Annotated in this window: 25 protein-coding genes and 1 other annotated feature; of the genes, 23 read left to right on the top strand and 2 right to left on the bottom strand. The window is 49.6% G+C overall.

What is annotated here, in order from left to right; genetic code table 11:
* The first annotated feature begins 58 nt into the window (after positions 1-58).
* The 23 genes from KNQ08_RS08205 to KNQ08_RS08095 all read left to right on the top strand — a co-directional run bounded on the left by KNQ08_RS08205 (position 59) and on the right by KNQ08_RS08095 (position 20,772).
* Positions 59-1,387, top strand: coding sequence for a G5 domain-containing protein (locus KNQ08_RS08205; protein WP_251133636.1), 1,329 nt, complete (start codon positions 59-61; stop codon positions 1,385-1,387).
* 15 nt (positions 1,388-1,402) lie between these two features.
* A complete protein-coding gene (locus KNQ08_RS08200; RefSeq protein WP_029342268.1) occupies positions 1,403-1,717 on the top strand; it encodes a hypothetical protein in 315 nt (104 codons plus the stop codon).
* Between the two features lie 8 nt (positions 1,718-1,725).
* Positions 1,726-3,390 carry a GspE/PulE family protein gene (locus KNQ08_RS08195; RefSeq protein WP_214805245.1) on the top strand — a complete coding sequence of 555 codons (1,665 nt, stop codon included), beginning with the start codon at positions 1,726-1,728 and terminating at the stop codon, positions 3,388-3,390.
* Positions 3,387-4,433, top strand: a complete 1,047-nt coding sequence (locus KNQ08_RS08190) for a type IV pilus twitching motility protein PilT (protein WP_149427679.1) — start codon at positions 3,387-3,389, stop codon at positions 4,431-4,433. Before KNQ08_RS08195 ends, KNQ08_RS08190 begins: the two co-directional genes overlap by 4 nt.
* Before the next feature lie 4 nt (positions 4,434-4,437).
* Positions 4,438-5,655 carry a type II secretion system F family protein gene (locus KNQ08_RS08185; protein ID WP_214805243.1) on the top strand — a complete coding sequence of 406 codons (1,218 nt, stop codon included), beginning with the start codon at positions 4,438-4,440 and terminating at the stop codon, positions 5,653-5,655.
* A 137-nt stretch (positions 5,656-5,792) separates the two neighbouring features.
* Entirely contained in the window at positions 5,793-6,302 is a 510-nt protein-coding gene (locus tag KNQ08_RS08180) for a type II secretion system protein (protein WP_214805241.1), read from the top strand.
* A gap of 57 nt (positions 6,303-6,359) precedes the next feature.
* Positions 6,360-7,115, top strand: a complete 756-nt coding sequence (locus KNQ08_RS08175; RefSeq protein WP_214805239.1) for a prepilin peptidase — start codon at positions 6,360-6,362, stop codon at positions 7,113-7,115.
* A gap of 18 nt (positions 7,116-7,133) precedes the next feature.
* Complete coding sequence (gene pilM / locus KNQ08_RS08170) at positions 7,134-8,870, top strand: type IV pilus biogenesis protein PilM (protein WP_214805237.1); 1,737 nt, start codon at positions 7,134-7,136, stop codon at positions 8,868-8,870.
* Positions 8,867-9,589, top strand: a complete 723-nt coding sequence (locus tag KNQ08_RS08165; protein WP_214805236.1) for a tetratricopeptide repeat protein — start codon at positions 8,867-8,869, stop codon at positions 9,587-9,589. The genes pilM and KNQ08_RS08165 overlap by 4 nt, the downstream gene beginning before the upstream one ends.
* 107 nt (positions 9,590-9,696) lie before the next feature.
* Positions 9,697-10,272, top strand: a complete 576-nt coding sequence (locus KNQ08_RS08160) for a Maf family protein (protein ID WP_214805235.1) — start codon at positions 9,697-9,699, stop codon at positions 10,270-10,272.
* Between the two features lie 46 nt (positions 10,273-10,318).
* The gene (gene radC / locus KNQ08_RS08155; RefSeq protein ID WP_050677672.1) at positions 10,319-10,951 is read left to right on the top strand and encodes a RadC family protein; all 633 of its coding nucleotides are present in this window, start codon (positions 10,319-10,321) and stop codon (positions 10,949-10,951) included.
* A 162-nt stretch (positions 10,952-11,113) separates the two neighbouring features.
* Complete coding sequence (locus KNQ08_RS08150; RefSeq protein WP_029342258.1) at positions 11,114-12,148, top strand: rod shape-determining protein; 1,035 nt, start codon at positions 11,114-11,116, stop codon at positions 12,146-12,148.
* 14 nt (positions 12,149-12,162) lie between these two features.
* Positions 12,163-13,047 carry a rod shape-determining protein MreC gene (gene mreC / locus KNQ08_RS08145; RefSeq protein WP_058703839.1) on the top strand — a complete coding sequence of 295 codons (885 nt, stop codon included), beginning with the start codon at positions 12,163-12,165 and terminating at the stop codon, positions 13,045-13,047.
* Positions 13,040-13,543 carry a rod shape-determining protein MreD gene (gene mreD, locus KNQ08_RS08140; protein WP_023468949.1) on the top strand — a complete coding sequence of 168 codons (504 nt, stop codon included), beginning with the start codon at positions 13,040-13,042 and terminating at the stop codon, positions 13,541-13,543. Before mreC ends, mreD begins: the two co-directional genes overlap by 8 nt.
* Before the next feature lie 3 nt (positions 13,544-13,546).
* Complete coding sequence (locus tag KNQ08_RS08135; protein WP_035406484.1) at positions 13,547-14,221, top strand: septum site-determining protein MinC; 675 nt, start codon at positions 13,547-13,549, stop codon at positions 14,219-14,221.
* Between the two features lie 50 nt (positions 14,222-14,271).
* Positions 14,272-15,075, top strand: coding sequence for a septum site-determining protein MinD (minD, locus tag KNQ08_RS08130; protein WP_029342255.1), 804 nt, complete (start codon positions 14,272-14,274; stop codon positions 15,073-15,075).
* A 63-nt stretch (positions 15,076-15,138) separates the two neighbouring features.
* Positions 15,139-16,479, top strand: a complete 1,341-nt coding sequence (locus KNQ08_RS08125) for a ribonuclease E/G (protein ID WP_214805234.1) — start codon at positions 15,139-15,141, stop codon at positions 16,477-16,479.
* A gap of 74 nt (positions 16,480-16,553) precedes the next feature.
* Positions 16,554-16,623: a sequence feature (ribosomal protein L21 leader region), on the top strand.
* Positions 16,624-16,638: 15 nt separating this feature from the next.
* Positions 16,639-16,947: a 50S ribosomal protein L21 gene (gene rplU, locus KNQ08_RS08120; RefSeq protein WP_012370978.1), complete on the top strand. Its 309-nt coding sequence runs from the start codon at positions 16,639-16,641 to the stop codon at positions 16,945-16,947.
* Between the two features lie 3 nt (positions 16,948-16,950).
* Entirely contained in the window at positions 16,951-17,289 is a 339-nt protein-coding gene (locus KNQ08_RS08115) for a ribosomal-processing cysteine protease Prp (protein ID WP_023468945.1), read from the top strand.
* A 14-nt stretch (positions 17,290-17,303) separates the two neighbouring features.
* Positions 17,304-17,582, top strand: coding sequence for a 50S ribosomal protein L27 (gene rpmA, locus KNQ08_RS08110; protein ID WP_012370976.1), 279 nt, complete (start codon positions 17,304-17,306; stop codon positions 17,580-17,582).
* A gap of 68 nt (positions 17,583-17,650) precedes the next feature.
* A complete protein-coding gene (locus KNQ08_RS08105) occupies positions 17,651-18,133 on the top strand; it encodes a Spo0B domain-containing protein (protein WP_047393635.1) in 483 nt (160 codons plus the stop codon).
* Positions 18,134-18,148: 15 nt separating this feature from the next.
* The gene (gene obgE / locus KNQ08_RS08100; protein ID WP_149427670.1) at positions 18,149-19,444 is read left to right on the top strand and encodes a GTPase ObgE; all 1,296 of its coding nucleotides are present in this window, start codon (positions 18,149-18,151) and stop codon (positions 19,442-19,444) included.
* Positions 19,445-19,497: 53 nt separating this feature from the next.
* Positions 19,498-20,772 (top strand): hemolysin family protein, encoded by a 1,275-nt coding sequence (locus KNQ08_RS08095; RefSeq protein ID WP_251133635.1) that lies wholly within the window; start codon positions 19,498-19,500, stop codon positions 20,770-20,772.
* A 41-nt stretch (positions 20,773-20,813) separates the two neighbouring features.
* On the opposite strand, the gene KNQ08_RS08090 is transcribed toward KNQ08_RS08095, so the two are convergent.
* Both KNQ08_RS08090 and KNQ08_RS08085 read right to left on the bottom strand, forming a co-directional pair.
* On the bottom strand, positions 20,814-21,356 hold the full coding sequence (locus KNQ08_RS08090; protein WP_149427668.1) for a transcription repressor NadR: 543 nt from the start codon (positions 21,354-21,356) through the stop codon (positions 20,814-20,816).
* Positions 21,357-21,380: 24 nt separating this feature from the next.
* Entirely contained in the window at positions 21,381-22,463 is a 1,083-nt protein-coding gene (locus KNQ08_RS08085; protein WP_214805233.1) for a cysteine desulfurase family protein, read from the bottom strand.
* Positions 22,464-22,514 lie beyond the last annotated feature (51 nt).

Here is a 22,514-nt window from a genome sequence, read left to right as displayed (position 1 = left end):
TCATACAGAAAGGAAACAGATGATGATTAATCCGAAGCGTTTTGCTATACATACACTTTTGCTACTTGTACTGGTAGCCCTGATTTACGTACCATCGTTTGCCTTGATTTCCTTTACCGGTAAAGCAACGGCACCTACGACGTTTTCTGAGACGGCACGAATTGGATCGGTTCCAGTTAGTGGCATGGATCGAAAGGAAGCACAATCGAAAGTTGAGAAAGCGATTACGGAGTGGACGAAGAAAACGCCGCTGACGACTGGAACGGGAGAAGAGACGACACCGATTCCAACAGAAGTCGTGACGATCAACGCCGCTGATTCTGTCAAAAAAGCTTCTTTGAAAAAAGGTGGAGACTTGATGGTAACGGTAGATGAAGCATCGTTTGAGAATTTTTTAGCGACGCAGCCGATCAGTTACTCGGATGAGCAACTCGTTGCCTTTAAGACATGGTTAATCGATACGAGTAAAACGTTACAGGAAGGAAACTTTGATCCTGCTCAATCGGAAGCTGCAGTCGATCCAACAGGTGAGGTCGTTTCAACGGTTTCATTCTCGACGCGGTCTGCTGCTGAAGAACAGATGATCACGGCAATGATGAATGTGGAAATCAAGCCGGGACAATTAATGAATGTCAAGACGTACGGTATGGATGCAGTCGCAGGCTCGTATGTCGGTAGCAAGTTATACGAACTGTTCGCAAAGACGCCATTTGAAATCGTCGAACGGATGCCGCATGCGGCATTACCAGATGGCATCACACTAGGATATGACGTCAAAATTGATGAAAAAACAGATTTTGCCGTTCGTAATACACAAGCATCAATTTATCGTGTCATTGCGACCCAAAATGGAAGTGATGTCACGCTTGAATTGCGAGGCACACCGTTCAAGGAAACAGTCACGACCGTCCTTGAAGGCGAAAAAACGATTCCATTCCGGACGATCACACGTTATTCTGCAACGCTTACAGCTGGAACGACGAGTGATACACAAGCGGGAGAAGAAGGGAAATCGATTGAAGTCTATCGCGTGACGAAGACGGCTCAAGGTGAGAAGAAGCAGTTATTGTCTCTTGATTTCTACGCAGCCATCCCAGCAATCGTCACAAAGAGTAGTCAAGAAGAACAAGCACCTGTCGTCGTACCTGAACCGGAAGACGACACGAACTCCGATGATTCGACGGATACGAATGATTCCAATGATTCAACGAATACAGACGGTACAGACGATCAAACGACGGATGAACCGCAGACAGATGGCGTCGAGACGCCAGATACACCAACGTCTCCGACAAGTCCGACGTCACCCGATACACCTGACAATAACGAAACGGGTGATCCTGCTTCACCAGTAGAAGGTGAAACAACAGGGGAACCTGTCGGATAAGAAGGAGGAAACAAGATGAACTGGACGACGATAGCAATTGAACTCGGTATCATCATCGGTCTAGCGACAATCATCTGTGGTCTGATGTTTGCGGTGACGATCCCTTACGTGACGACTGTGACGACAAAGGCGATTTTATCCGTTGCGGCGATCTTGATCGTGACGTTGATCTACTTCAGCATCCAGCTCGACTGGATTACGAACCCACTCGTTCTCGTCGGAATTGTCGTCTTATGTCTGTTGACGGCAGCGGTAACGAGTGTAATGGATGAAAAACATCAAAAACCGGATGTGTTAGAGGAAGAAGAAACATGGCACGCGGAAGGATGACACGTTAAATGGCAATGAAACGAAAACGTTTAGGGGAAATGTTGATCGAAGAAAGCCTCGTGACGGAGCAACAAGTCGAAGAGGCGTTGACGGTCAAACGATCGACCGAAAAACTCGGGGATGCACTCCTTCGACTTGGTCACTTGACGGAACAACAATTACTAGAGGCGCTACATCACCAATTGAAGATTCCGATCATCCAGCTGTACAACTATCCAGTTGACGTCGCCGTCACGAAACTGATCTCAAAAGACCTCGCACAGCGACATACACTCGTCCCGGTCTACCGGGAAGGAAATCGTTTGTTCATCGCTATGGCGGATCCGATGGATTTGATCGCGATCGATGATTTGCGGATGCAGACCGGTCTATCAATCGATGTCGGAATCGCGACGCGTGACGAAATCAGACGAACAATCCTGAAATACTATGATATTGATTCGTCGTTACGGGAGCTACTCGAATCCGACGACATGATGGAGTCGGATCAATCCCGTGATGTCGTGACGCGTGAAGATGCACCCATCATCCGACTCGTCAACCAAATTCTAGAGAACGCGATTGCCCAGCGTGCATCAGATATTCATATGGATCCGCAGGAAACGTCGATGACGATTCGAATCCGGATTGATGGTGAATTACGAACGGAGAATAACTACCCGAAACAGATCCAAAGCATTCTGACAACCCGGATCAAAGTCATGAGTGAACTGGATATCACCGAGTCACGCTTGCCACAGGATGGACGGATTAAATATGTCTTTAACGGATTACCATATGATTTCCGTGTCTCGACCTTGCCGACTGTTTACGGTGAGAAGGTCGTTATCCGGATTCTTGACAGCTCGAACTCGAACATTTCGATTTCAAAAATCGGTTTTAGTTCGCGGAATGAATCACAGTTCCGGGAGATGCTGAAGCGCCCGAACGGCATCATCTTGATCACCGGTCCGACCGGTTCCGGGAAATCATCGACGTTGTATGCTGCGTTAAATGAGCTGAACGACGAGTCGCGCAACATCATCACTGTTGAAGATCCGGTCGAGTACCAGGTCGATGGGATTAATCAGGTCCAAGTCAACGCGAAGATTGGGTTGACGTTTGCGAGTGGTCTTCGCTCGATCCTTCGTCAGGATCCGAACGTCGTCATGGTCGGGGAGATTCGCGACATCGAGACGGCTGAAATTTCGATTCGTGCTTCGCTAACAGGACACTTGGTTCTTTCGACTTTGCACACGAACTCTGCCGTTAGTTCGATCACGCGATTGATTGACATGGGGGTCGAACCGTTCCTTGTTGCTGCTTCTGTCAGTGGATTGATTGCACAACGACTTGTTCGCCGTGTCTGCCGTGATTGTGGCGAAGTCCATCCGATTTCGAAACGAGAACAAGAGTTATTTGATCAAGAGGGAATTGAAGCGACGACGGTGATGCGTGGACGTGGTTGCTCGTCTTGTAATATGACGGGTTATCGTGGACGGGTTGCGATTCAAGAAATCATCATGGTTGACGAAGTGTTACGCCGGATGATCATGAACCAATCGACGGAAAGTGATATCACGGCGTACGTCAAGGAACAAGGGCAACGGTTCCTGCTTGCAGATGGTCTATCAAAGGTCGCAGACGGGATCACGACGACAGAAGAGATTTTACGGACGGTGATTTCAGAATGAACAGTACGATGGAACGGGCACAAATCGAAGATATCTTACGCTCATCAAAAGAACGAGGAGCGTCCGATGTTCACTTGACGGCGGGGTCACCACCCGTCTTTCGAATCAACGGAACATTGACACCGTTTGGGACAGAAAAGATGAAACCGATCATCATTGATGGGTTTGTGCAGTCACTAATCACGGAAGAGATGTATCAACAACTGAAACAGGACCGGGACATCGACTTTTCGTTCGGTGTGACCGGTGTCGCTCGGTACCGGGTCAACTGTTTTTACCAGCGGGGCGCTTTGTCGATGGCGTTTCGGACGATTCCGACCGAGGTGCCGACGCTTGAGCAATTAGCGTTGCCGCCTGTCTTAAAACGATTCTTAACGAAACCACACGGCTTGATTCTCGTGACAGGTCCGACGGGTTCCGGGAAATCGACGACGCTTGCAGCGATGATCAATGAAATTAATCAGACGATGTACAAACGGATCATTACGCTGGAAGATCCGATTGAGTATTTACATAGTCATCATAAAAGCCTGATCGATCAGCGGGAAATCGGGATTGATGCGCCACGTTTCGCGACCGGGTTACGGTCAGCACTCCGTCAAGATCCGGATGTCATTTTGCTTGGAGAGATGCGGGACCTTGAAACGATCGCGACCGCCGTGACAGCAGCAGAGACGGGTCACCTCGTCTTCGCGACAGTCCATACGTCGACGGCTGCTTCGACGGTCAGCCGGATCATCGATGTCTTCCCGTCAGAGCAACAAGATCAGATTCGGGCTCAACTGGCGAACGTGCTTGCGGGCGTCGTCTCGCAACGCTTGATGCCGCGGTCGGATGGGACAGGACGAGTCGCAGCTCTCGAGATCATGGTCGATACACCAGCTGTCTCGAATTTGATTCGGACCGGTAAGGAATATCAGATTCAATCCGTCCTGCAGACGGGTAAACAATACGGCATGCAGACGATGCAGATGGCATTGCAGGATCTCGTCAGTCGGGGATTGATTCCGGCTTCTGCTGCATCACCGTACATATCGGGGTGAACACATGGCAGTATTCATTTATGAAGGTCGGACGATTGCCGGCAAACGAAAGAAAGGCAAGATTACAGCGCTGACGAAACGAGAAGCCGCAGAACGCTTGCGGACGGATCAGATTGCTGTCACTTCGCTTGAAAAACAAGAATCGAAAGGGTTGAACACTGAGATTACGTTTCTCAGTGCAAAACCAAAAATCGAACATCTCGTCATGTATGCGCGGCAGTTCGCGACCCTTGTGCGGTCCGGCGTCTCGATCGTCAAGGCGACGGAAATTCTTCGCAAGCAGACGGAGTCGAAACCACTCGAACGGGCACTCGTTGAGGTCGAAGATGACTTGCGGAGCGGAATTCAGTTTTCGCAAGCGATCGAAAAGCATCCGCGCGTCTTTGATACGTTCTTCGTCAGTATGGCGATGGCGGGAGAGGCGAGCGGGAATCTTGAGGAAGCACTCGATAATATCGTCACTCAACTACAGAAACAGTATGAAATCAAGCGAAAGGTCATCTCAGCACTCATTTATCCTGCAGTCGTCTCACTCGTTGCCGTTGGCGTCGTCGTCTTCCTGATGATGAACGTCGTACCGACGTTTGCGTCAATCTTTGATCAGCTCGGGAGTGAATTACCGTTAATCACGAAGCTCGTCGTCGCTGTGTCCGACTTCTTCGTCGCCTACTGGTGGGTGATGCTATTGATTGCGTTCGGTCTGATTGGATTACTGTACTTCAATTTAAAAAACGAACGGCAACGTCTATTCTTTGATCGTTTTTTATTGATGATTCCAGTCTTTGGACCGTTGATTCAAAAGTCACAGATTGCCTTGATGACGCGTGGTTTGTCCGTACTGTTGAACGCTTCGGTTCCGATTTTGGCATCACTCGACATCACGGAACGAATCGTTACGAACCGAATCATCCGTAAGGGGATTGCTGGTGCTAATGAAGCGATGTCACGCGGAATCCCGATGCACGAGCCACTTGAGAAAAACAAATATTTTCCACCTCTCGTCACACAGATGATTGCGATTGGGGAAGAATCAGGGCGTCTTGATACGATGTTGACGGAAGTTGCGAACTTCTATGAGACCGAAGTCGAGACGACGACAGACCGATTAAAGTCGATTATTGAGCCACTCTTGATTGTTGTCTTAGCAGCGATCGTTGGTGTCATCGTCATTGCCGTTGTCGTACCGATGTTTAAAATTTACTCGGATATCCAAGCGAGTTGACAACTGTAAAAACATTTACCTGATGTGAAAAAAAGACATAATCTACAAAAAATATGGTGCTACTATAATAGTATTCGTCTGGATAGTATTACCTACTAGCCACGCACAGTAAAAAAGTACTAGGGAGGCATAATGTAATGGTAGAACGGTTAAAAGAAATCTGGTTAGATGCAAAACAAATGCGTGATGAGCGCGGGTTGACGTTGATCGAGTTACTCGTCGTCGTCGTTATCTTAGGAATCATTGCAGCAATCGCTGTCGTCGCAATCGGTGGATTGATTGAGAACTCACGCAAGGATGCGCAAGTATCGAATGCGAAACAACTTGTGAGTGCAGCTAAATTATATGCTTCACAAAATCCAATCGCTTCAGGTGAAACGGTTGAAGTTGGGTTAAGAAAAGGTTCTGCTGATATTGCAGATACACCAGCAACAACAGGAACTAACGCTACTAATAAGTTAGCATCATTAGATAAATTTGTTGATTCTTTAAAAGACCCAATGGATGACGATGCTACTTATAAAAATGCATATGTTAAAATTGTAGAAGCATCTGGTAAGTATACTTATACAGTTTACCTTGAAGGTAAAAAAGTGTATTTTAACGGCGCTGCACCTGATACATTGAAGCGATCAGCGATTAACTAATTACCACCCCCTCCTCGGGGGTTTTTTTCTGAACTTTTTTGAAAGGGAGGTCGTGTCATGACGATCGTCTTCACGGTTTATTTTTTCTTGTTAGGATTACTCATCACGTCGTTTACGAACGTCGTCGGTCTGCGCGTCCCGGTCGGGGAGTCGATCGTTCATCCGCGCTCTCATTGTCCGACGTGTGGACATGTTCTTGGACCGCTCGAACTAACACCGGTACTCGGTTACGCTGTGCTCGGTGGGAAGTGCCGCTCTTGCGGACAACCGATTTCAATCAAGTATCCAGCGCTTGAATTACTTGGAGGAATTCTTTACGCCTACGCCTTTTGGCAGTTTGGCTGGTCGATGGAACTGGCGTTGACGCTCGTCCTGACGAGCTTGCTGTTCATCTTGACGATGTCGGACTTAGCCTACATGCTGATCCCGAATAAAATTTTGTTCATTTTTTTGCCGATTGCCTTGATTGTGCGCTACCTTTCTCCACTCGAAAACTGGTATAATCCAATTATTGGTGGAATCGTCGGGTTCGTTCTATTATTCGTCATCTTTCTTGCTTCCCGGCGTGGTATGGGGGCAGGGGATGTCAAGTTGTTCGGACTGCTCGGAATCTTCCTCGGACCGCTTCACGTCGTCATTGCCTTGTTCGTCTCGGCATTCGTCGGTTCCGTTCTTGGGTTAACGTTAATGGGACTCGGACGCGTGAAACGGAAACAACCAATTCCCTTCGTTCCGTCGATTGCCGTCGGGACATTACTGACATATTATTTTGCGGATGATTGGGTATCGTGGTACCTCGATTTACTGCTTTAAGAAAGGAAGAACGTACATATGGCGCAACGGCGTAAAGGTACATATATTTACTTTAATTTCACCGATGTCGCAATTTTCGGTGCAGTCGTCAAAAAAGGCGTCATTAAGCGCCGAGCAGTCGTCGCGCTGCCGCCGGGAACACTACAAGGAGGCTGGTTGCAACCGGAAGCCTCGCTTGATTTCATCTTTGACGGGTTACTGACGAAGCTGAAAGTACCACGTGGCTCGCAAGCGGTGCTGGCGCTCGATGGTTCACTCGTTCTTGCCCGGAAACTCGATATTCCGGAAACGATCGAGACGAATCAAATTCGCGGCTACTTGTTCATGGAGATCGGACATAGTATCGTCTTGCCGTTTGAAGAACCGTATTTTGATTACACGGTTCTGGAAGAAGACGGCAAGCGAGAAATCATGCTCTATGCCGCGCCAAACGAGGCGCTGAAGCAATATACGCAACTGTTCAAACAAAAGTATTTGCGACTCGTTGCTGCTGAACCACAACCGCTCGCGACCTACTTCGGGATTGAAGCCCATCATCCGGTCGCAACGGAAGCCGATACGTTATTGATCTGGAATGCGAATGCAACGAACCATCAGCTGATCATCATCGAAGATCACGTCCCACGTCTGATTCGCTCTGTTGATACGTTTGCGGCTGACGCGTGGGATGTTGATGTCATCGACGATCAACTGCATTACCGTTACCGTTCGGATGATCCGACGGTCGAACTTGTTTTAGACGAGATGTTACTCGAGTTCTCACGTGTGCTTGATTTCTATCGTTTTTCACTCGCGCGCGAAGGACGAGAAATCACGAACGTCGTCCTTGCCGGCGACTTCCCGTTCCGTGATGAACTGGCGACGCGTTTCCGGTCGAACTTTGATTTAAGTTTAGACGAAATTCCTGACATGATGACAATCGACGGACAGTCGATTCCACGGGCCTACTTACCACTCGCTGGTCTTGCTTCACCGCGAAAAGACCGCATCAACTTGTTACCGGAAAACGATGAAGCCCCGAAGTATCCACTCGTCGCTTCATTGATCCTCTTATTGTTCGGGGGACTCGCCGGTGGCTATCTGTATTGGCAAACCGATCAATTCGCGGACCGCGTCGAATCGACGAACGATCAAATCCAGATCGTCCGTCAGTTGCAGTCGGAATCGGATCAATCGGCGAAACAAGAAGTCGCACAACTTAAACAGACGGTCGAAGGACTTGAAACGACGCCTCGTCCTGCTGTACCAACACTTGAGCGGATTACCCGTTATCTCCCGGAGCGCGGTTACATTCTTCAATTCGCATATGGGGCAGATCATGCCGTGACGATGATGACACAATTCGAGACGCTCGATGAACTGAACGATTTTTATCGCGAGCTACTGACGGATAAAGTCTTCTCAGGAACGAATCTCGCGAGTGTGACGACACGAACGATGAATGAAAAGGCAGACGTCGTCACGACAACGACGGTTGATCCGACGACCGGACAAGAAGTCCCGACGACGGAAATTACACCGTCTGACGATGCCAAATCAGAAGAACCCCGTTATATCGGACAATTCTCGTTGAACGTCAACCCGACGGAAGTCGTCAAAGGTGAGACGAACGAGGCTGATCCGGAAGTACCAAAAGAAGATCAGCCGTCTGAATCGGAAACGGATGGCTCGACGGAAGCGACTCCTGAGACCGATACGACGGAGACGACTGATCCGAATGTAACGACTGAAATCGAGGAGGTGCCGGACAATTGAAACGTTATAGTAGCTTCATCCTCCTCGGTCTAACGATTTTAATCGTCCTCGGTGCGGTCGGTTACTTCGGTTATACGACCTATACGACGCATCAAACGCTTCAAGAAAAAGAAGCGACGTTGAAGCGAGAACAGATGGTACTCGAGCAAGCGAAAACGAACGAACAGAAAGTCGACGTCGCTGAATCGAGCTTCTTGCAACAAAAAGTTCCAGTGACTGCGTCAAACGATGACGTCATCGATGCGATCAATGCGTCGAGTCAGATTGCCGGTGTCAAAGTCCAGTCGATCACGTTTGGTCAGGCGACAGAGACAGCACCGCAGTCACCGGTGACATCAACGCCTGCAGTTGACGGAGCGATGGCGACGGAATCAGATCAGGCTGAAACAACTGCCGTAGCACCGGTCACAGCGAATGCAACACCGCTTCCGGCATCACTAACAGTCGAAGCCCCGTCGTATGTTGAATTAATGGCATTCCTGAAGCAAATCGAACGGACGGACCGAATCACGGTCTTACGCCAAATCCAGTTGTCAGGACCGGAAGAACCGGGTCCGGGCAGTGGAACGGTCCTACTCGAGGATGAGATGCTCTCGTTCACAGTCGAGATCGAATCGTATTATCGTCCGGATTTAACGAAGTTGACGCCGGATAAGCAAACCCCACTCGAGGAGAAGACACCGAAGTCGGATCCGTTTGTCGATGTGACAGGAAATTAAGATAAAACAAGTGGTTCCTAGACTGTTAGGGACCGCTTGTTTTTTGTTAGACTAAACGATGACTCGAATTATCCGATTCGAAATTAACGGGAAAGAACGTGATACTGATGATAACGCAACCACACTTGATTCTCGCGTCGGCTTCACCACGTCGGACGGAACTCCTACAACAAATCGGGATTCCTCATGAAGTCGTACCGGCGAATGTCGTCGAAGAAGCACCATACCCGATGTCACCGCATGAATACGTCCGCCATCTATCACAAAAGAAAGCGCGAGCGATTACAGAAGATGGTGTCATTCTGGCTGCCGATACGGTCGTCGCGATCGATGACATGATTCTTGAGAAGCCGGCGGATATTTCTGAAGCGCGGGCGATGCTTGCGCGTCTGTCAGGACGTGCTCATGAAGTCGTGACAGGCGTGACGATTCGCTTCGGAGAGAAGGAAGAGACGTTCGACGTGACGACGCACGTCCGTTTTGGTGCATTACCAGACGAGTGGATGGAAGACTATATCGCGACGAACGAGCCCTATGATAAAGCGGGCGGCTATGGCATCCAAGCGATGGGTGGTCTGTTCGTCGAGGCGATCGAAGGCGATTATTATAATGTCGTCGGACTGCCGATCCACGAGATCACAAAACGTCTCGCGTCCTTTGAAATCAAGCCGATGTTTGCGTAATCCTGAAACAGAGAGGTCGGATGCTGTGATTGAATGGCCGAAGGATATGGTTCAGTTAAAAGGCTTGGCACAAGCGACGACAGTCGAGTTACTGGCGTGTCTCGTCCGAAGTGGGACGCGCGACCGGACACCGCTTGAAATCGCGGAAGAATTACTGCACATCTATCCTTCGTTGATCGAACTCGAGGCGGCCGGAGTCGGTGGGCTCGAAAAAGCACCGGGGGTCGGGAAGGCGAAGGCACTACAAATCATGGCTGGACTAGAACTCGGTCGACGGCTCGTCACGGAACCCAAATGGGTGCGACCGACGATCCGTTCACCGGAAGACGCCGCCGAACTGTTGTTAGAAGAGATGCGCCTCTATCAGCAGGAACACTTCATCTGCCTGTATTTGAATACGAAAAATGAGGTCGTCTCGAAAAAGACGTTATTCATTGGAGGATTGAACACGTCGATCGTCCACCCGCGAGACGTCTTCCGAGAAGCGATTCGCTGCTCGGCTGCGAACTTCATCGCCGTCCACAATCATCCGTCTGGGGACCCGACGCCAAGTCGGGAAGATATCGAGGTATCCGAGCGACTCGTTGAGGCGGGACGACTCATTGGAATCAGTTGTCTTGACCACATCATCATCGGGCATGGACAATTTATTAGTATGAAACAGCGCGGATTTATGTAAGAATAACGTCTGAAGGGAAAGTTTCGATTCTTTCCGTCAGACGTTTTTTTGTGTGTTTTCTAAGGCTAACTGTAAACAAGCTGTAACGTTTTAACGCTTTCCAATGAAGGCTTTTCCGTTATAATTAGTGAAGTGTATTCTCAGAGAGGGGTTTTTTGAATAATGTTTGGATCATTCAGCCGTGAAATCGGCATTGACTTAGGTACGGCTAACACGCTTGTGTATGTAAAGGGGCAAGGAATCGTCGTCCGCGAACCGTCCGTCGTCGCCTTCCGTACGGATACAGGGAAAATTGAAGCTGTCGGTAACGCGGCGAAAAACATGATCGGTCGTACGCCGGGTAACGTGACTGCACGACGCCCGATGAAAGACGGGGTTATCGCGGATTATGAAACAACCGCTACGATGATCAAATATTTCATGGATCAAGCTTCGAAGAAAAAAGGCTTGTTCTCTTCTAAGACGAACGTCATGATCTGTGTACCAAGTGGTATCACATCGGTCGAAAAACGTGCGGTCGAAGATGCAGCGAAACTTGCAGGTGCGCGTGAAGCGTACACGATCGAAGAACCATTCGCAGCAGCAATCGGTGCTGGTCTTCCGGTTTCAGAACCAACAGGCTCGATGGTCGTTGATATCGGTGGTGGTACGACAGAAGTTGCTGTCATCTCACTCGGTGGTATCGTCACGAGCCAATCGATCCGTGTCGGTGGTGATGAGATGGATGAGTCAATCATTCGTTACATCAAATCGAAATACAACTTGATGATCGGGGAGCGGACAGCTGAGACGTTGAAAATGACGATCGGTTACGCTCGCATCGATGAAGAGTCAGAAAACGAAACGATGGAAATCCGTGGACGTGACCTCGTCACAGGTCTTCCGAAACAGATCGAAGTCACAAGTGCGGAAATTTGTGACGCACTCTCGGATACGGTCGAAGCGATTCTTGCAGGTGTCAAGCACACACTTGAGCAGACGCCTCCTGAATTATCAGCAGACGTCATGGACCGCGGAATCGTCTTGACAGGCGGTGGGGCACTCTTGAAGAACCTCGACGCTGTCATCGAAGACGAAACACGAATTTTGACACTCGTTGCAGAAAATGCACTCGATTGTGTCGCAATCGGTACAGGAAAATCACTCGAGATGATGAATGTTCTTCGTTCGAAATCAGGCATCTCGCAAAAAAGATAAGGACGGGATGAGCGATGAAGCGATTTTTAAATAATCGAAAACTGCTCATCACACTCCTTAGTTTTCTCCTTTTGGTGATCTTGATCGGGATTTCGCTACAAGGGCGTAACCAATCCCACTGGTATCAAAGCTTCGTGCGTGATACCGTGGGCGTCGGTCAACGCCTTTTCGCGACACCGATTGGCTGGATTGATGATACGGTCACTTCGATTAAAGAAGTGCGTGACGTGTACAAAGAGAACGAACACTTGAAATCACGCTTAAGTGACTATGCCGGCAATGCCGTCAAAGTCCGTGATCTTGAACGTGAGAATAAAGAATTGAAAGACATGCTCGACCTGAACGGATCGATTCGCGATTATAAGTTGTTACCGGCAGAGATGATCGGTCGGACATCGTCCGAATGGCAACGGTTCGTCACGATTAATATCGGCGAACAAAAAGGAGTCAAGGCGAATATGGCCGTCGTAACAGCAGATGGACTGATCGGTCGCGTCATCCAGGCGAGTGCTTATACATCCCTCGTGCAGCTGATGTCGGATACAAGTCGGACGAATAACGTCTCGGCAACGGCAGACGACACGAAAGGAAAAGGAGTCTTCGGTACGATCGAAGGCTTTGATGAAGAGACGAAATTACTCAAGTTCACGAAAATTCCGAATGATGCGAAGCTGAAAAAAGGGCAGACCGTCACGACGTCCGGTCTCGGTGGAAAGTATCCGAGCGGAATCGTCATCGGAAAAATCGAGGAAGTGAAAGCCGATCAGTATGGGGCTTCGAAAATCGCATACGTCAAACCGGCAGCAGACTTCGAACAGTTCGGTCATGTCTTCGTGATTGAGCGCGAAGCGAAGGAACCTTTCGCTGAGACCGATAAGGGAGGGGACACTCGTGAATAACGTTAAGTTGTTTTTCGCCGTGTTCCTTCTTTTTATCTTAGAAGGGACGTTGTTCGCAGGACCACTCGGAGATGGTTCGCCGTACGTCATCCATGCGACATTGATCGGTCTGATGTTCCTCGGTCGGTACGGAAAACTTGAACAGGCACTCGGATTCGGACTCGTTTTCGGATTGCTGTATGATTTCGTGTATTCCGATATCATCGGCATTTACTTATTTGCGTTATCCGCCATTCCGCTTTTTAGTAGCTTCGTGCTAAAATATGTAAAGGAGAACGTATTGACGATTCTTGTCACGTTCACGTTCAGTGCCATTTTGTATGAGCTCGATATATATTTCTTCACGGCTTCGGTCGTGGGTGTCGGAGTCTCCTTCCAGGAGCTCGCGACACAGATCATTCCAAGGAGTCTGGTTGCGCAGTTGATCGGGATCATCATCCTGTACTATCCGATGACCCGACTCGTGCAGTCGACCCTTGACGAGAAAAGAGGATGAGTCATGATTGAGCGTAAACGTTATGTAACGATGAAAGGTCATCGTGGTGGCCTCGCCGTCTATGTGAATGAAAGGTGCAGTGTGGATGAATTTCTTGACGATTTAGAGTTGACGCTTGCGGACAAATCCGTCGAGAACGGACGCGCCGTACCGATCACCTTCTTCTTCGGTCGACGTTATGTCGATGAAGGGGTGTTGACGGCCGTCGAATCTATCGTCGCGCGACATGATTCCTTCTCTTTCAAAGGCTATGATAGTGAGTGCATCACGAAGGACGAGGCAAAAGCCTTGTACGGAGAGCGAACGTTTCATTACTTCGGTGGAACGGCACGCAGTGGGCACGTATTAGACGTCGAAGGATCGATCGTCATCATCGGAGATATCAATCCGGGTGCGGTCGTCCATGCGACAGGAAGTATCTATTGTCTCGGTGCTTTACGTGGTACCGTTCATGCAGGTAAAGGTGGCAATACGGAAGCCGTCATCGCTGCGAGTGTATTGCAACCGAAATGGGTCGCAGTCGCTGGCACCGTCCACGAAGAACCGGACGACGCACCGATTCCTGCTCTCGATATGGGTTGTGCATTTTTAGGCGAAGACGGGGTGGAATTCTCCCGCCTTCAAACCGTTCCGCTCGCGCGGATGGATCAGTTTGCGATTGATAGTGAAAGAGGGTGACGGATATGGAACAAGTGAAAGAACAGGTACATATGGAGGCGAAGACGAACATGGGACGCGCCATCGTCGTCACATCCGGTAAAGGTGGCGTCGGAAAGACAACGACGACTGCAAACATCGGAACAGCACTTGCATTGATGGGACATTCCGTTTGCCTCGTTGATACGGATATCGGGTTACGTAATCTGGATATCGTGCTTGGTCTCGATAACCGGAGTATCTATAACATCGTTGACGTCGTGACAGGGCAATGTAAGTTGCACCAAGCGCTCGTCCGCGATAAACGTTTTGAAGAGATGTATCTGTTGCCTGCTGCTCAATCAAAGGATAAGTCCTCCGTCACACCCGAACAGGTGAAGGCAATCATCGATACACTGAAACTCGAATACGACTTCGTCTTGATCGATTGCCCTGCCGGAATCGAACAAGGCTTCATGAATGCGATCGCTGGAGCCGATGAAGCCGTCGTCGTGACGACACCGGAAAAAGCAGCCGTTCAAGATGCGGACCGGATCATCGGGATGCTCGAGCGCTCAGAACGAAACATCGTTCCGAAACTCGTCATCAACCGGGTGCGTTCACACATGATGGCATCAGGTGACATGCTCGACATCGATGAGATCATGCGTATCCTTTCGATTGATCTACTTGGTCTGATCATCGATGATGAAGAAGTCATCGCCGCTTCCCACCGTGGTGTGCCTGTGACGATGAATCCGGATAACCGGGCTGGACTCGGCTACCGGAACATTGCTCGCCGGATTCTCGGCGAATCTGTACCACTGCTTGATTTAAATGAACAACCGCAAAAAGGGTTCTTCGTCAAATTGAAGAAGATGCTTGGGATGAAATAAGAATGGGAAATTAGACTAGGACGACATCGTCGCGCCTAGTCTAATTTTTTTGGAGGGATCAGTATGCGATGGATTAGTGAACAGACCGCTTCGCTTGAACGATTGGCATTGGTCGAAGGCGGTCGATTGATTGAATATCATGAGCGGATGCGTGACGAGATCCGGGTTGGCACATTCGTCTATGCCAAGGTCGACCGGTTGCATCCGACGCTCGGGGCAGCCTTTTTGATTGCGACCGACGGTACACCGCTTTACTTACCGCTGAATGAGACGATTGAAGCGTTGCGCCGTTATCCGGACGTACCGACGATTGGACAAGCCGTCCAGGTCGGACAGACGTTACTTGTCCAGGTCGTCAAGGAAGGGGTCGCACCAAAACAACACAAGGTGACGCAGAATATCACCTATGGTGGACGTTATCTTGTCTATTTTCCATACGGTCGCCGCATCCGTTTCAGTCGGAAGCTGGATCTCGTTGTTCAGCGTCAACTGGCGGAGCAATTGACGACGACGGACGAAGAGGGGATTCTTTACCGGACAGAGGCGGCAAAAGCATCAATCGACGAATTGAAGCAAGAATTGCAGTCATTACGGACACGACATAAAGAACTTTTGCAGGCACCGCGTCTTGAACAAGACGAGGCACTGATCGTTCAGGAAGCAAAACGACTTCCACATGTCACCGATGCGCTCGTCATGACGCGTCAGGAAAAGGAACGCCTGGAATTGCTTGGTCTGTCCGTCGAACGGTCGCTACGAAAAGGACGCTTACCTGAGATGGAAGCGATCGATGGCGCAATCGAGAAGGCGATGCAACGGGTCGTCTGGCTTGACGGGGGAGCGTATCTCTTGATTGAAGAGGTCGAGACGATGACTGTCATCGACGTCAACAGTGGGAAGACGATCTCCGTCAAGGAACAAAAGCGAACGTTTGATCAAATCAATGAAGCGGCTGCCGTCGAAGTCATGCGCCAATTACGGTTGCGCAACATCAGCGGTATGATTGCAATCGATTTTTTACGTGGCTCTAGTAAAGGTCAGACACGGGTGACGCAACTCCTCAAAGAACGAGCGGCGCTCGAGACGAAACAAATCGAAGTCTATGGCTTTACGAAGATGGGCTTATGCGAACTGACACGACAACGTCACGGGAAATCGCTACAGGAACGTTCACAGGAATCCGGGCAGTGGACGCGATTGAGTGTCTATCGCTTGATTGAACCGAAGTTACTTGAGATTGCGACCTATGCGGAAGCGGTCGTGATTCGCGCACCACGGCATCTGTTGCAAGACGAATTCATCTCTCGTCAACCGCTCGAAGTCCATGTGCTCGAAGGCAATCCAGCGGTCCTGTTCACGGGGTCGTCACAGGACTGTCTCGATTTCATCAAGCGATCGGAATAATCCTTCAGAACAGCATTGACAAGGTAGAAGAACGTTTGGTATTCTGAATAACGTTAGTTCGTTTGGAAGCACCCAAATGACTACAACCGCACAGACCGGGTTTTAAAGCATCCGCTGCCCGTGATGGCGAGTCTGAGTTCCTAAGAGGAGGTGCACGTAATGTACGCAATTATCAAAACTGGTGGTAAACAAGTCAAAGTTGAAGCTGGCCAAGAAATCTACGTTGAGAAATTAAACGCAGACGTCGACAGCACAGTTGAATTTGGTGAAGTATTGATCCTTGGTGGTGACGATGTTAAAGTCGGCGCTCCACTCGTAGAAGGTGCGAAGGTCGTAGCAACGGTCATCAAACACGCTCGCGCGAAAAAGATCACTGTCTTCAAAATGAAAGCGAAAAAGAACTACCGTCGTAAGCAAGGTCACCGTCAACCTTACACGAAGGTCCGCATCGAGAAAATCGAAGCGTAAGCCATGATACGTGTCAAGATTCGACGAGATGAAGCGGAACTCGTCCGCTCCATCGAAGTGACAGGACATGCCGAGTTCGCAGAACCAGGTCTCGACCTTGTCTGTGCCGGCGTCTCGTCGGTGATCTTCGGGGCATACAATGCCATAGAAGCATTACTCGGGCAGGTCCTGCTCCTTGAAATGGCAGAACAACAAGAGGGTGGCTACTTTTATGTAGAACCGTACGCTGACTTAGCACCGGATGTCAGTGAACGCACCCAATTGTTACTGGAAGCGACTTTGGTCCAACTTGGTACCATCGCTGAAAGTTACGGTGAGTTTATCCAACTTGAACAAGTATAGGAGGTGGATTCCACATGTTGAAACTTAATCTTCAGTTCTTCGCATCGAAAAAAGGGGTAGGTTCGACAAAGAACGGTCGTGACTCGCAATCGAAACGCCTTGGGGCGAAACGTGCAGACGGTCAAACTGTTTCTGCTGGTTCAATCCTCTACCGTCAACGCGGTACGAAGATTCACCCAGGTATGAACGTCGGACGTGGTGGCGATGATACACTTTTCGCAACTGCAACTGGTGTCGTTCGTTTCGAACGTCTCGGACGCGACAAGAAACAAGTCAGCGTTTACCCAGCATAAGGATCGACGAAGCAGACTCTAGCCACTTTCGAGGGTTAGGGTCTGTTTTTTTTAGGAGGGAACGACCGATGGAGGAACAGCAGGTACTTGATCTTTTGAAGACTCTTCGTCACGAGTGGTTGAACCGGATACAACTCGTCCGTTCGTATGGCGCGATCGGAGACGAACAAGCAGTCGAGTCGATCTGTTCGGCGTACCGGGAGCAAGCATCTCGGGAAGGACGTCTAGGGCGAATCGGATTGCCGAAAACCGCACTGGCGTTACTGCAAGCTGAATGGTCAGGCAAAACTGTGACGTATGATGTCATCGGAGCACCCCACATGGAAGATGAGCGGTTGAAGCAACTCGTCGAAGCAGCCATCGCCATGATTGATGTAGGAGTAGGAGAAGTATCCGTGACCTTCCACGAGGGCGTGACCATCGAGATCTATCGGGATCTACTAGATATGTCGCGCCTTGAGGATCTAGTGACGCCGATGGAAATCGAGTCGCAGACGGAAAATGAGTGTGTGATTGAGATTGAAAGTCTTCCGTTTGAGGAAGAGAAGTAAGAGGAGGGATCCGACATGTTTGTCGATCAGGTAAATATTTATGTAAAAGCAGGTGACGGAGGACGTGGGCAAGTAGCGTTCCGTCGCGAGAAATACGTTCCGGACGGCGGTCCTGCCGGCGGTGACGGTGGTCACGGGGCTCACGTCGTCCTCGAAGTCGACGAAGGACTTCGGACATTGATGGACTTCCGTTACAAACGTCACTTTAAAGCGGTTCAAGGTGAAAACGGTATGTCAAAAGGGATGCACGGTCGTAAAGCCGAGCATCTAATCGTCAAGGTTCCACCCGGCACGGTCGTTTACGATGACGATACGAATGCGGTCATCGCTGACCTCGTCCATCACGGACAACAAGCGATCGTCGCAAAAGGCGGACGTGGCGGACGTGGAAATACACGGTTTGCGACACCAGCCAACCCAGCACCTGAGCACGCTGAAAACGGTGAGCCAGGAGAAGAGAAGTACTTGAAACTTGAGCTGAAGATGCTAGCAGACGTCGGTCTCGTCGGTTTCCCGAGCGTCGGAAAATCAACGATGTTATCCGTCGTTTCAGCCGCACGTCCGAAAATCGGCGCATATCACTTCACGACGATCACACCGAACATCGGTGTCGTCGAAACGGAAGATAGCCGTAGTTTCGTCATGGCTGACTTGCCAGGATTGATTGAAGGTGCAAGTGAAGGTGTCGGACTCGGTCACCAGTTCCTCCGTCACGTCGAGCGGACGAAAGTCATCGTCCACGTCATCGACATGAGCGGGATGGAAGGTCGCGATCCAATCGAAGACTACAACATCATCAATAAAGAACTCGCGGACTATAACCTCCGCTTAACAGAACGTCCGCAAGTCGTCGTCGCGAACAAGATGGACATGCCAGATGCGGCAGAACATCTTGAAGCCTTCAAGGAAGCTTTCCCAGAGCTTGAAGTATTCGAGATTTCAGCAGCAACACGTCAAGGTTTACGCGATCTGTTATTCCGAATCGCTGACCTCGTCGATGCAACTCCAGAATTCGGTCTTGAGGAACTCGAAGAGAAAACAGCGACACCACGTGTCGTCTACGGTTACGAAGCACCAGAAGCTGGCTTTACGATCACGAAAGATGAAGACGATTGCTTCGTCATCAAAGGACCACGCATCGAAAAACTCTTCACGATGACGAACTTCATGCGTGAAGAATCGATTAAACGTTTCGCTCGGACACTGCGTCAAATGGGTGTCGACGAAGAGTTGCGTCGTCTTGGTGCGATCGACGGCGACGTCGTTCGAATCCGCGATTTCGAGTTCGAATTCGTCGAGTCATCATTCTAAGCGGTTCATTCCATTAGGAAACGGAGTGTGAAAGCATCGTGGACCCATTGCCCATGATTTCAGTCGTTTGGTTAATTCCGATTCTCATGTTATCTGCGTTCTTTTCCTCAGCTGAGACGGCACTCGCGAGTGTCAATCGGTTGCGGTTGTTGCACCAATCGGAAGCAGGGGACGCGCGTGCGTCCCGTGTATTTCGCTTACTTCAACGCTACGAAGAGACACTGACTTCGATTTTGATTGGGAATACGATCGTCAACGTCGCCTTTATCTTATTTGGTGGCTGGTGGATCATCCAGTTCGTCGAGACGATCGCAACACAAACCGTTGCCTTTCTTGCGCTGTTTTTCCTGTTGCTGTTGTTCGGAGAATTGATACCGAAGTCGTATGCTCGTGAACATACGGAACGTTACGTGTTATTGATCGGACGTCCACTGCGCTTCTTCTTACTGTGCTTTCGACCACTCGTTTTTCTGTTACTCCGCTTACGTCAGTTTGCGCTTCGGTTGATTGGAGCAGATCCGAAAGGACCGCTCGTGACCGAACAGGAACTCAAGGCACTCGTCGATATCAGTCAAGAAGAGGGGATCATGGGGCTTGCAGAGGCGGAACTCGTTCACCAAGCGGTTGATTTTCAACATGTGACGGTCGAGGATGCACTGACACCTCGCATGGATATTCAGGCAATCGATATTGATGCGCGGCTTGAAGACATCCTTGCAGAGGTCCAGAAGGGTGGCTATTCTCGTCTACCAGTCTATAAAGATTCGATTGATCACGTCATCGGTGTATTATCGGAGCGGGACTTTCTGCGTGCATACGTGAAGAACGGCTCCGTTGATATCCGAGAATGGATTCGACCGGTATCGTTCGTCGTACCACAGACGCGATTGATGGATTTATTACCGGAACTCAAAGTCAAACAGTCCCACATGGCAGTTGTCCTTGATGAATTCGGAGGTACGGCAGGTCTGATCACCCTTGAGGATATTTTAGAAGAAATCGTCGGGGAGATTTGGGATGAACACGATGAATCATTGGAATATACGAAACGGATTGGTCCAGAGCAATACGAATGTCTAGCAGAGTACGACATTGAAGACTTCTGTCAGCAATTTCAATTGACGATGCCAGACACGGACGCCCAGTCACTTGGGGGATGGATCATGGAGGAGAGCGGACAATTACCGGACGTCGGAACGGCGATGCGTTATGAACGTGTCACGTTGACCGTCTTGCATATCGAAAACCGACGCGTCCGCAAAGTCTTAGCAACGTTCGATCCGCCATCTACGATGCCGGAGACACGACTTGAACCGATTGAACGATAAAAAAACCGCTTATTCCTTTGGAATAGGCGGTTTTTGTATGTTCAGACATCGAGCTCTGAAACGAGAATTCCGAGACGATCGAGTTTCGCAATGGCTGCTTCCAGTGCGTCTTCATGATCCGCCTCCAGCGTGTGGATATGGACTCCGTCCGTCAGGCTCGAGAGCGGAGTGGCTTGCGTCTCCTTTAGCTGCTCTAGCAATACACGGACGTCTCGGCGGCTCTTTAGCATCAATTCTCCAGTGATGAAGCCGTAGACGGGATGTTCGATGATGACATCGCGGACGACGACTCCTTCGTCAACGATGGCGTCACACTCATCCTTTAACTGATCGATGCCGTGACGGCAAACGATCTTGCGACGTAATTTTGAACCGTCGACTTCCGGATCATTGATGAAATAGCCACGAGCTGTCGCGATGACAGGATATCCTTTTGCCTTTAACAATGATAAATCCTGCACGATCACTTGGCGACTGACACCTGCTTGTTTCGCCAGTGCCGTTCCTGTGACAGGTTGCTCACTTTCCTCAATCATACGAAGTAATGATTTCCGGCGTTCTTCTCCGGAGATGCGTTTCCCCATCATGTCTCCTACCTTTCTCCAGTGTCATGAAATCGTGTTCAACACATCAATGCACTGTTCGATTTCTTCGTTCGTCGTGTGTCTTCCAAAACTGAGCCGAATCAACCCATGAGCCGCTGATTCATCGAAGCCGATGGCACGTAATGTCGCATTCGGACCGTTTTCTCCAGCCCGGCAGGCACTACCAGCGGAAACCGCGATTCCGGCACGATTCAAGGCGAGCAACGCATATTGACCGTCCCGTTGTTTCGTATGGATGGCGCAGATGGAAGCGAGTTGCGTTGGCGACTCAATCATTGTGTAACGAGACGAAGACAATGTTTTTTTTAGCATACCACGAAATCGACGGCTTGAAGCTTGGATTCCTGGATTTTCGAAGCGAGACGCTTCACAGGCAGCGATGAACGCAGCAATTCCTGGAACGTCGACTGTGCCTGGACGGATTCCAAATTCGTGATGTCCCTCGTAATAAGGGCTGAAGAGCGGACACCGTAAATACAAAGCGCCCAATCCTTTTGGTCCATACACTTTATGACTACTCATCGTGTAGGCATCAAAAGCGTCGATGTTGATTGCATCTTTTAAAAATCCTTGGACACCATCGCAATGAAACAGAATCTCACGCGATTGACAGTATGCTGCAATCCGTTCGACCGGAAAACGAAAACCGGTATCCGAATTGACATGTTGAATCGAGACAACACCGATTTCATCCGTACAAGCTACGATGAATTGTTCCCAATCGAACGTTCCGTCCGGTAATAAAGAAAGGTGCCGTGTTTCTTGTGCCCAGCGCGCTAGCGGAAGCAAGACCGAGTCGTGTTCACATCGAAGTGTCAAGACAACTGATTTGTTACTCTGTCGCATCAGATGGGTCAACGCGATGTAGTTTGCTTCAGATCCACTCCCTGTAAAGATGACGGTTCCTTCTTGTTGAGCCAATTGTTGCATCAGATACTGACGGGCTCGTTCGAGTAAACGTTCAGCGTTCCCACCGATGTCATGAAGAGAAGAACTGTTGCCGTAGAACGACTGAGCGGCTTGTTGATAATGATCGAGTGCTTGTGGATGCAGCGGAGTCGTCGCTGCGTAATCGAGATAGATCATGAAAAAATCCTGTCCTTTCGTCTTGTCACTCAGCTAAAAGTATGCCAAACT

Origin of the sequence: Exiguobacterium sp. s46 (assembly GCF_018618875.1) — a bacterium.
In the GTDB taxonomy this organism is placed as follows: domain Bacteria; phylum Bacillota; class Bacilli; order Exiguobacteriales; family Exiguobacteriaceae; genus Exiguobacterium_A; species Exiguobacterium_A abrahamii.
Note: the sequence above shows the minus strand (reverse complement) of the source record. Positions and strands in the feature narration are given on the sequence as shown.